At 42.8% G+C, this 9,497-nt stretch carries 7 protein-coding genes; 5 read left to right on the forward strand and 2 right to left on the reverse strand.

Annotation, left to right across the window (positions count from 1 at the left end; genetic code table 11):
- Nucleotides 1-13 precede the first annotated feature (13 nt).
- Nucleotides 14-2,344: a penicillin-binding protein 1A gene (locus tag FM107_RS00080; protein WP_256959242.1), complete on the reverse strand. Its 2,331-nt coding sequence runs from the start codon at nt 2,342-2,344 to the stop codon at nt 14-16.
- A gap of 200 nt (nt 2,345-2,544) precedes the next feature.
- Here FM107_RS00080 and rpoN point away from each other — a divergent pair, with 200 nt between their 5' ends.
- Entirely contained in the window at nt 2,545-4,008 is a 1,464-nt protein-coding gene (gene rpoN, locus FM107_RS00085; RefSeq protein ID WP_086946490.1) for an RNA polymerase factor sigma-54, read from the forward strand.
- A gap of 25 nt (nt 4,009-4,033) precedes the next feature.
- Here rpoN and dinB read toward each other — a convergent pair whose 3' ends face one another.
- The gene (gene dinB / locus FM107_RS00090; RefSeq protein ID WP_086946498.1) at nt 4,034-5,113 is read right to left on the reverse strand and encodes a DNA polymerase IV; all 1,080 of its coding nucleotides are present in this window, start codon (nt 5,111-5,113) and stop codon (nt 4,034-4,036) included.
- Nucleotides 5,114-5,329: 216 nt separating this feature from the next.
- On the opposite strand from dinB, the gene FM107_RS00095 reads away from it, so the two are divergent.
- The 4 genes from FM107_RS00095 (at nt 5,330) to FM107_RS00110 (ending at nt 9,432) form a co-directional block, all read left to right on the forward strand.
- Entirely contained in the window at nt 5,330-6,553 is a 1,224-nt protein-coding gene (locus FM107_RS00095; protein WP_086946491.1) for a porin, read from the forward strand.
- A gap of 19 nt (nt 6,554-6,572) precedes the next feature.
- Complete coding sequence (gene lpxB, locus FM107_RS00100) at nt 6,573-7,694, forward strand: lipid-A-disaccharide synthase (RefSeq protein ID WP_086946492.1); 1,122 nt, start codon at nt 6,573-6,575, stop codon at nt 7,692-7,694.
- A gap of 49 nt (nt 7,695-7,743) precedes the next feature.
- Nucleotides 7,744-8,379 (forward strand): hypothetical protein, encoded by a 636-nt coding sequence (locus tag FM107_RS00105; protein ID WP_086946499.1) that lies wholly within the window; start codon nt 7,744-7,746, stop codon nt 8,377-8,379.
- A gap of 72 nt (nt 8,380-8,451) precedes the next feature.
- Nucleotides 8,452-9,432, forward strand: a complete 981-nt coding sequence (locus FM107_RS00110; RefSeq protein ID WP_086946493.1) for a YCF48-related protein — start codon at nt 8,452-8,454, stop codon at nt 9,430-9,432.
- The last annotated feature ends 65 nt before the right edge of the window (nt 9,433-9,497 follow it).

Genomic DNA, 9,497 nt, shown 5'->3' on the forward strand with positions numbered 1-9,497 from the left:
CAAATTTATCATTTTACATTCCTACTTCAGGTAATCGCAATATTGTTGGTAAGCCCGGCGCATCGGTCCCCTCGTTTAGCAGGCTGTCAGTTGGCGCTGGCACGCGGATGCGTGGGGATGGACAGTTATACTTCTTGGATATCTCCACGGTCGCTGCGGGTAATTCACCCTTGGTGATACCTAACTCGGGTGTCTTGTATAAGGCTTCCATGAAACGCGCGTATATTGGGAGTGCTGTTTTGGACCCTTCACCGGTTTGCGAATTTTTGAAATGAATACTTTGTTCATCACAGCCAACCCAAACTCCTGTCACTAAATCCTTTGTTATGCCCATATACCAACCATCAACATAGTCCGAAGAAGTCCCCGTTTTGCCGCCTATTTGATTATTTTCGCCGAATAGGTCCCACTCCCAAAGTGCTTGGGATGTACCATTTGGTTCTTCAATCGTACCGCGAAGCATATAGGTCATCAGCCACGCATCTTCGGGATCTACAACTTGTTCCTGTTTTGTTTTAAAATGTGCTATCTCTTTACCCTTATGATTGTATATTCTAGAAACCAGTACGGGCTCGTTACGCTTACCGGCGTTGATAAATGTCGAATACGCATTTGCCATCTCAAGTACCGAAACATCATTTGAACCCAATCCAACCGACGGAACGGATTCCAAATGACTCTCAATTCCCGTACGTTTCGCCGTCTCTACAATACTATCCCATCCAACATCACGGGTTATTTGCGCCGTAATTGTATTTAACGAACGCGCCATTGCCCAGCGAAGCGACATGTTGCGATAAGAAAAGCTCCAATCTGCATTTTTAGGTTCCCATACCTCCTTCTCGCCTTGCTTATTCACAAAGTCGAGTCGCACAGGTTTATCCTCGTAGGTGTCGCAGGGTGTAAGCCCATTCTCCAGCGCCGTCAGATAGACAAAAGGTTTGAAGGTTGATCCCGCTTGCCGTTTGGATTGATTCACGTGGTCAAACTTGTAGTGCGTATGATCAATGCCCCCAATCCAAACTTTAATTTCGCCATTGTAAGGGTCCATTGCGACCATGCCGGTATTTAGCATTGTCAGATAATGCTTTAATGAATCCATTGTGGAAAGCTCTACGGTTTGGTCACCATCCCAAGTGAATATCGACATCGTTTTAGGCTTATTCAACTCTTGAAATACTTTTTGCTCGTCGTCTTTGAACATTTTCATTAAAGAAGCATAGGCTGGAAGTCTGCGCGCCCGATCTTCTAAGAAATCTGGAATAACCTCATTTTGTTTATCGCGCCACGGCAGTTCGTTTGCCCAGCTGTTGTCCAGCCTCTGTTGCAGTTCTTTCATCTGTTCCTCGACAATTCCTTCGGCAATCGCCTGCATCCGAGAGTCAATTGTTGTATAGATCTTCAGCCCTGAGGTATAGATATCAATGTCATTCTCTTCCCCCCATTTCTCGAGCCATTTTCGAACCGCCGTACGAATATAAGAATCGTTCGCACCACGCTCCTCTTGGTTGTTCAGATCGAGCTCGAGTGGTTCTTGCTTAAATGTGCCGTAGTCTGCATTTGAAAGATAACCTTCCTTATGCATTTGCGCGAGTACAACATTCCGCCGCTCGCGCGAATTGTTTGGGTTACGAATGGGGTTATAAAACGTTGTACCCTTTAGCATGCCCACCAGCACGGCTGCCTCTGTGGCCTTTAGGTCTTTGGGCAGTTTATTGAAATATCGTACCGAGGCCGACTTGATGCCGTAAGCATTGTTACTAAACGAGACGGTATTGAGGTACATCGTAATTATTTCGGTTTTGGTGTACCGATTCTCCAGTTTATAAGCGGTCATCCATTCTTTAAACTTGGTGACTACCATCCCGAGTCCGGGTATCTTCCCGAGTAGACCTTGCTGCTGTTCATACCGCGTTCGGTATAAATTTTTAGCCAGTTGCTGGGTAATCGTGCTGCCACCTCGTTTATCCCCCATAATAGTAGAGGCCACGCCTGAAATCACGCCTATTACGTCGACCCCACTGTGTTCATAAAACCGAACATCTTCAGTGGCAATTAAAGCATTAAGAATGTTTTCGGAAATGCTATCAAAGGGTACGGGATCCCTGTCTTGGTGATAGAATTTTCCAATTAAAACCGAATCAGCGGTATACAATTCAGATGAAATTTGTAAGGTGGGAAGCACTATATCCTCTTTTGTTGGCGAATAACCAAAAAGCCATAAAAAATTTAATTGCACCGCACAGACTATCACAATCAAGCTATATATCGCGATCAAAATTACGCGCAGAACTTTGCTTTTAACCCTTCTAAACATACGGTAAAGATGTAGATTGTTTTTCAAAAAGGGATTGTTAAACCGAAAAAACAGCAGGTCGCCGATCGAAATTAACTAAATTTAACATTTTCAGACTCCGCTAAGATTCATCGTTTTGCTACGCTTCTCCACAATAATTATACCTTAAAAAAAATCTGCTAACCCCGTCCCATTTACTTTTTAGATTAAATTAAGTATTTTTACAATCAATTTATACGGATCCAAGAATGTTAAAGCAAACTCTACAGCAAAAATTATTACAAAAGCTATCTCCTCAACAAATACAGTTCATCAAACTGTTACAGGTACCAACTGTATCGCTTGATGCTCGTATCAAAGAAGAACTTGAAGAAAACCCCGCTTTGGAAGATGGTAGCTTAACGAATATGAACGACCCCGTAGAGGAGTATCCTGACGCGGACCCGGACGAAAAGTTCGAGGAACCGGCGGCCGAATATGAAGAAGAATTTAGCGTTGATGAGTATATACAAGACGACGACTACAACGACTATTCAAGCAACTACAGTCCTGATGACGATGAAGACAAGAAGGAAATGCCCATCGCTATTCAGGATTCTTTTTTTGAAACCTTGCAGAACCAACTAGACTTACTCGCTCTGTCGGACCAGGATTACCTGATCGGCCAGCAAATCATTGGCAGTCTGGACGACGACGGCTATTTGCGCAGACCGGTACATTCGTTAATTGACGATTTAGCTTTTGCACAAAATGCTTCTGCTAGCGAACAAGAAGTAGAGTCTGTATTGAAAATCATCCAAGATTTCGAGCCGGCCGGAATCGGAGCGCGAGATTTACAAGAGTGCTTACTTATACAATTAAATAAAAAGGACCAGGATAATGACGGTATAAGTCAAGCGATTAAGGTTGTTGAAAACTATCTTCCAGAGTTCACCAAAAAGCATTACGACAAAATCGAAAAGCAACTAAATGTTGACTCTACGGAACTTAGAAACATCATCAATGAGATCCTAAAGCTAAACCCAAAGCCTGGTGATTCTGGCGCCGTTGCAGGCAAACAGCTGCATATTATCCCGGACTTTCATATTAGTAACAACGATGGCTCCCTTCACCTCACCCTCAACGGTCGAAATGCGCCAGAACTACGGGTTTCGCGTTCCTATCAGGAGATGTTCGAACACTACGAAAAGGCCGAGAAGAACGACAAAAAAATGAAGGAAGCGGTTCAGTTTGTGAAACAAAAATTGGATTCTGCGAAATGGTTTATCGACGCTATCAAACAACGTCAACAAACACTTCTTAAAACAATGAATGCGATCATGGAGTATCAATACGAGTATTTCCTTACTGGCGACGAAAAACTTTTACGACCAATGATTCTAAAGGATATAGCAGATCGAATTGAGATGGATATTTCCACCGTTTCGCGTGTTGCTAACTCTAAATATGTGCAAACGGAGTTCGGTACGTTTCTGTTAAAGTCATTCTTTTCCGAAGCGATCCAAACTGATTCGGGTGAAGAAGTATCCAACAAAGAAGTAAAGAAAATATTGGAAGAGTGTATCGCCAATGAGGACAAGCGCAAACCACTTGCTGATGAAAAATTAACCGATATTTTAAAAGAAAAAGGCTATACAATTGCAAGGCGGACGGTTGCGAAATACCGTGAAGCAATGAATATACCTGTTGCGCGTTTACGGAAAGAGCTTTAGGTGCCTTTTTCACTAAAAACAGCGGTTAAAACAACCGGAGCTGCGGGTTATTTAGACGCTCCAAGTCGGCATCATAAAAATTTGACAGCGTCACGCCCAACAGGCGTACGCGCTTTTCGTCGAAATTGACCGTTGCAAAAAGCGCTTGAACTTGCTTAAATATATCTTCGCTATTTTGCATATAATAGGATGATGTTTTACTACGAGTTACCTGGGTGAAGTCGGAAAACTTTATCTTTACGGTCACAGTTCGCCCTTGTTTGCTTTTACTTTCCAGACGTTTATCCAGTTTATCACATAGCCGTTGAAGCTCTTGGAGCATGTCCAGCGGTTCTTTAATATCTGTCGCAAAGGTGTCTTCAATACCGATCGACTTGGTAATACGATTCGTGCGTACGGGCCGATTATCATCACCACGCACCATGTGATAGAAGAACTTCCCGGATTTCCCGAATTTACGTATCAGGTCTTGTTCATCGAACGCCTTCAGGTCGAGGCCCGTATGTATTCCCATACCTTTCATTTTTTGTGCGGTAACCTTACCTACACCAAAAAAACGGTCAACGGGAAGCGACTCTAAAAAGCGAATGACCTTGGATGGTCCAATAAAAGTAAGACCATCAGGTTTTTGGTAGTCCGAGGCAATTTTAGCAATGAATTTATTTACGGATACCCCCGCCGATGAGGATAGATCTAGCTCCGTCTTAATGCTTTGTTTTATCTGTATTGCAATCTCTATTGCAGATCCTATCTGTAATTTATCACACGTTACATCAAGATAAGCTTCATCTAGGGATAACGGCTCGATCATATCGGTGTAGCGATGAAATATAGATCGAATATGATCAGAAACTTGTTTATACACCTCAAAGCGTGGTGGCGTAAATAACAAATGCGGGCATAGCTTCAAGGCTACACGCGATGACATCGCCGAACGCACGCCAAACTTGCGCGCTTCGTAGCTTGCTGTAGCAACCACACCTCGTCCGTCGGGCGATCCGCCCACAGCAAGAGCCTTCCCTCGTAATTCTGCGAAATCACGCTGCTCCACGGATGCATAAAAAGCATCCATATCGATATGGATTATTTTACGATGCTTGCTCAAAACTTTCGGTGTTAATTTCACTCGCTATCAAACTGTCTACAACTCCCCTTTAAGAACAACACAAATATAACGGTAAAAGCGGTATTTTTCTATCCTGGTCTGATTGCTGATAGTAATTTTAATATTAATTCAGCGAACAAGATCAATTCTTTTATCTTTGTGCAATAGGCATTCCCTAAACAAGTTAAGTTACGTTAAAACATCTAATTACGACATATGAATTTCAATCCGGTATTAGCATTAATAATATTAGGCCTTTTATTTTTATCGCAACTAGCAATCGCACAAGAACGCGATGACCGCGCGACAATCCTTAATTTCAAAGGAATACAGTATATGAGTAAAGATTCCTTATTTTACACCAATTTCCGCTTTAGGATGCAAAATCGACTTGGATTTAACAATGTCCTGGATGGTGAAAGTAACAATAATCTGGATGCCCGAATTCGCCGGTTACGGATGCGGATTGACGGTTATATCTTTACGCCAAAAGTATCCTACTCTGTGCAGTTAGCGTTTACGCGCTCCGACCAAGATTTTGATAACACTGGGGTCGCGAATATTGTTCGGGATGCGGTCGTTTTCTACAACGTAACGGATGATTTTTATATTTCATTTGGACAGAATAAATTACCAGGAAACAGACAACGTGTTAATTCATCGGGGCAACTCCAATTTGCTGACCGATCGCTTGTTAATTCAAATTTCACAATCGACCGCGACTTCGGGGTCTCTTTCAACCTCAGCAAGCATATCGGGCAGATGCCTATTAACGCAAAAGCCGCTATTTCTACTGGGGAGGGCCGCGTAGCCAATGGTACGGACGATGGTTTGGCATATACCGGGAGAGTCGAGTTTCTCCCGTTAGGTGAGTTTACCAATGGAGGCGATTATTCCGAGGGTGACTTGGAGCGCGAAGTGAAACCAAAATTATCGATCGGTGGCGGATATAGCTACAACGACGGTACGAAACGTGAGGGTGGTCAAACAGGCAGGTTTGTACAAAATCCATTCACATTAAAAACAGCTTTTGCGGATGCTATTTTCAAGTACAGCGGTTTTGCTTATCAAATTGAATATATGCGAAGGGATGTTGATAATCCATTCAATATCGTTGATGATCAGTTTAATAAAAAAGACGGACCAGAAAATGAACATACGCACGCATTTAAAGGTTGGGGTGCCAATCAACAAGCCTCTTATCTTTTAAATAATGGTTACGAGATAGCCTCTAGATACACCTACATTAAGCCACACAATCAAATCCGTATGGTAGAAGATCAAATTGAAGTCATTGAATTAGGTTTCACCAAATATATTAAAGCGCATCGGCTGAAATTGCAGCTGAACACCAATTACACGGTAAGTAACGGCGACTTCGGAAATGATCATCAGGGTAATAAATGGGGTGGGGTTTTTCAAATAGAACTCGGTATTTAAAATTTATTTTTAACACGCGATGAAGTATTATCTAATTGCTGGCGAGAGCTCTGGCGATATGCACGGAGCGAACCTTATCGAAGCGCTCAAAGGTTTCGATTCGGAGTTTGAGTGCCGTATCGTCGGTGGCGACCAGATGCGAAACGCTGCAGGTCGGGTGCCGCTCATACACACCTCCGAGATGGCTTTCATGGGTTTTATCGAGGTTATTAAGAATTTATCTGCAATAAAAAAAAACTTAACAAACGTTAAAGCAGATATCACGAGTTATAATCCGGACACGATCATTCTGATTGATTTTCCTGGTTTTAACATGAAGATTGCGGATTTTGCAAAGAAAAAGGGTATTAAGGTATGCTACTACATTTCACCGAAGATATGGGCATGGAACCAAGGCCGCGTACATAAAATTAAAAAGGTAGTAGATCATATGTTTTGTATCCTTCCTTTTGAAGTTGAATTCTATAAACAATTCAATTATAATGTGGATTATGTTGGCAATCCCCTATTAGATGCCATCGCTGCCCATAAACCCAATAGAAGCTTCAAACAAAGTAATGGGCTAAATGAACGGCCAATCATCGCGCTGCTTCCGGGAAGTAGAAAGATGGAGATCGAGCAGCTCTTACCCGATATGGTCGATCTACATTATTTGTTTCCTGCGCATCAATTTGTTGTCGCTGGCGCGCCGAACTTTGACAATGCATATTACAAAAAATTTATCGGTGAGCTGCCTATAAATATCGTTTTTAACCAGACGTATGACCTCCTACAGCATGCGCAAGCAGCGGTGGTTACCAGTGGTACGGCGACATTAGAAACTGGGATATTAAAAGTTCCACAGGTCGTGGTGTATAAAGCAAATATGATTAGTGTTTTTATAGCAAGACTCGTGGTTAAAGTAGAATTTATCTCTTTGGTGAACTTGATAAATGGATTTCTATCTGTGCGTGAACTCATTCAGAAAGACTGTAACACCCGCTCGATTGGTGATGAACTCAATGAGCTACTCAATAACCAAGAGCACCGAGCGAGCGTAATGGAAAACTACGAACTATTAGCCGAGAAATTGGGAACACCAGGTGCATCCGTTAAAGCCGCAAAACTTATTGCTGCTTATTCCGGTGTAGCGGGAAATTAAACCATTTCTATAAATTCTATTCTAACAAGGGTATTAAAAAATGTACGCTATGAAAATCATACATATTTTGACTGCCGCATTGATATGCCTTTCGGGTGTTTCGCTCGGTCAGGTTCAACAGGAACATATTTCTAAATTAGAACTCGGTAAAAAGAAGAAAAAATATTTCAATTCAAGAGATTCCTCAGCAATAATTTACATCGATACGCTCATCATGAAGGACAAATCCTCCATGCAATTCATCGGAAAGACGGATGTCAAGCTCGTCGTAAAATATGCCAAGATCGGCAAAAAGGTATTTATCAGTGGATCGGGCGCTAAGAACAATGCTTCAAATTTTGATATCGAAATTAATCTCCAATCGCTAGGCTCGCTGTATGTGATTGCGAAGGGTTTAGATGCGCTTAATGGTAGCAGGACCAATGATAACGGAGACGGTGGGAAAGTTACATTTCGTTACGCAGCCTCGGGCGTGACGCCGCAAACGACTGATAAAAAGGCGGCAAACTACCTACGCATTGACGTGACACCAGGCGGAAGAACAACGAATCCAACGACCGACTTAAACCAAATTTACTCGCGAATTAAAACAGCCCCGTCGGGACTACGCGGTGTTCCGCAAGGACAGATTTACTCGGGATCTCCTGGAAGAGAAGGCGAGGTTACCCTTGAAGAGAAGCTTTAAATATCGGATATATACAATTAAATGACAATATATTACATTAGATATATCAAGAAAACAATTAGTTCTTTGTTTATGTTAGCAGCCTGTTTAACCGGCCTACAGGCGCAAAACGTTGAAATGCTTACCACACTAAGCGGCGCAAGTTTTCGCGGTATAGCGTGCTGGGGCGACGAGCAGATATGGGTTTCAGGCAGTGGTGGTAAAATCGGACGCAGCATTGACGCCGGTAAGACTTGGCATTGGATTTCTCCTGCGGGGTATGAAGCATTCGACTTTAGAGACATCGAAGTCTTTTCAGAAAACGCAGCGGTCGTGCTATCCGCGGGTAGTCCGGCTGTAATTTTAACTACGCAAAATGGAGGGGAATCGTGGACAGAGGTGTTCCGGGATACGCGTGCCGAAATCTTTTTAGATGGAATGGAATTTGACGGTAACCACGGCTTTATCATTGGCGATCCTATCGACGGGGCATTCCAATTATTAGAGAGCAAAGATCGCGGAAAAACATGGGACGACGTTTCCAACGTCATGTACTTGTTTGCTGACGACGGAGAAGTGGCTTTCGCCGCGAGTGGTACTTCATTACACCTCAAAGGAAAAAATCTATACCTCGGCACGGGAGGAGTTACGGCTAGTTTATTCACTAGAAAGACCAGGAAACCTGCGGTGATAAAGATTCCGGTACCTATCATTCAAGGCATAGCAAGTACCGGTATATTTTCAATTGACTGTTGGGACCAGGAGAATATCATTGCCGTGGGCGGCGATTATATGAACGATACTGTTTCTACCGACGCGGCACTGATCTCTTATGATGGCGGATATAACTGGAAAAAACCTGAAACAACGACCTCGGGTTATAAATCGTGCGTTAAGTATCTGACCAAAGAGCGCATAATCGCAACGGGTACTTCGGGAACGGATATTTCGAACGACGGCGGGCTAAACTGGAGACAAATTTCTAAAGATAGCTTCCATTGTCTTGCGAAGGGTAAGTCAGGAGATATAGTTTATCTTGCAGGAGATAAACATATTGCAAAGATTACCTTCTAAGATTGTTAAAAATCGAGTAGGAAGATAGGGATTATTTCCCTATCTGTCCTCTCACACCACCCGGC

It is taken from the genome of Sphingobacterium sp. JB170 (assembly GCF_900163865.1).
Taxonomy (GTDB): domain Bacteria; phylum Bacteroidota; class Bacteroidia; order Sphingobacteriales; family Sphingobacteriaceae; genus Sphingobacterium.

What these genes read in the sequence shown, in the direction of transcription:
- rpoN (WP_086946490.1), top strand. Translation starts at nt 2,545, where the DNA reads ATGTTAAAGCAAACTCTACAGCAAAAATTATTACAAAAGCTATCTCCT.
- FM107_RS00095 (WP_086946491.1), top strand. Translation starts at nt 5,330, where the DNA reads ATGAATTTCAATCCGGTATTAGCATTAATAATATTAGGCCTTTTATTT.
- lpxB (WP_086946492.1), top strand. Translation starts at nt 6,573, where the DNA reads ATGAAGTATTATCTAATTGCTGGCGAGAGCTCTGGCGATATGCACGGA.
- FM107_RS00105 (WP_086946499.1), top strand. Translation starts at nt 7,744, where the DNA reads ATGAAAATCATACATATTTTGACTGCCGCATTGATATGCCTTTCGGGT.
- FM107_RS00110 (WP_086946493.1), top strand. Translation starts at nt 8,452, where the DNA reads ATGTTAGCAGCCTGTTTAACCGGCCTACAGGCGCAAAACGTTGAAATG.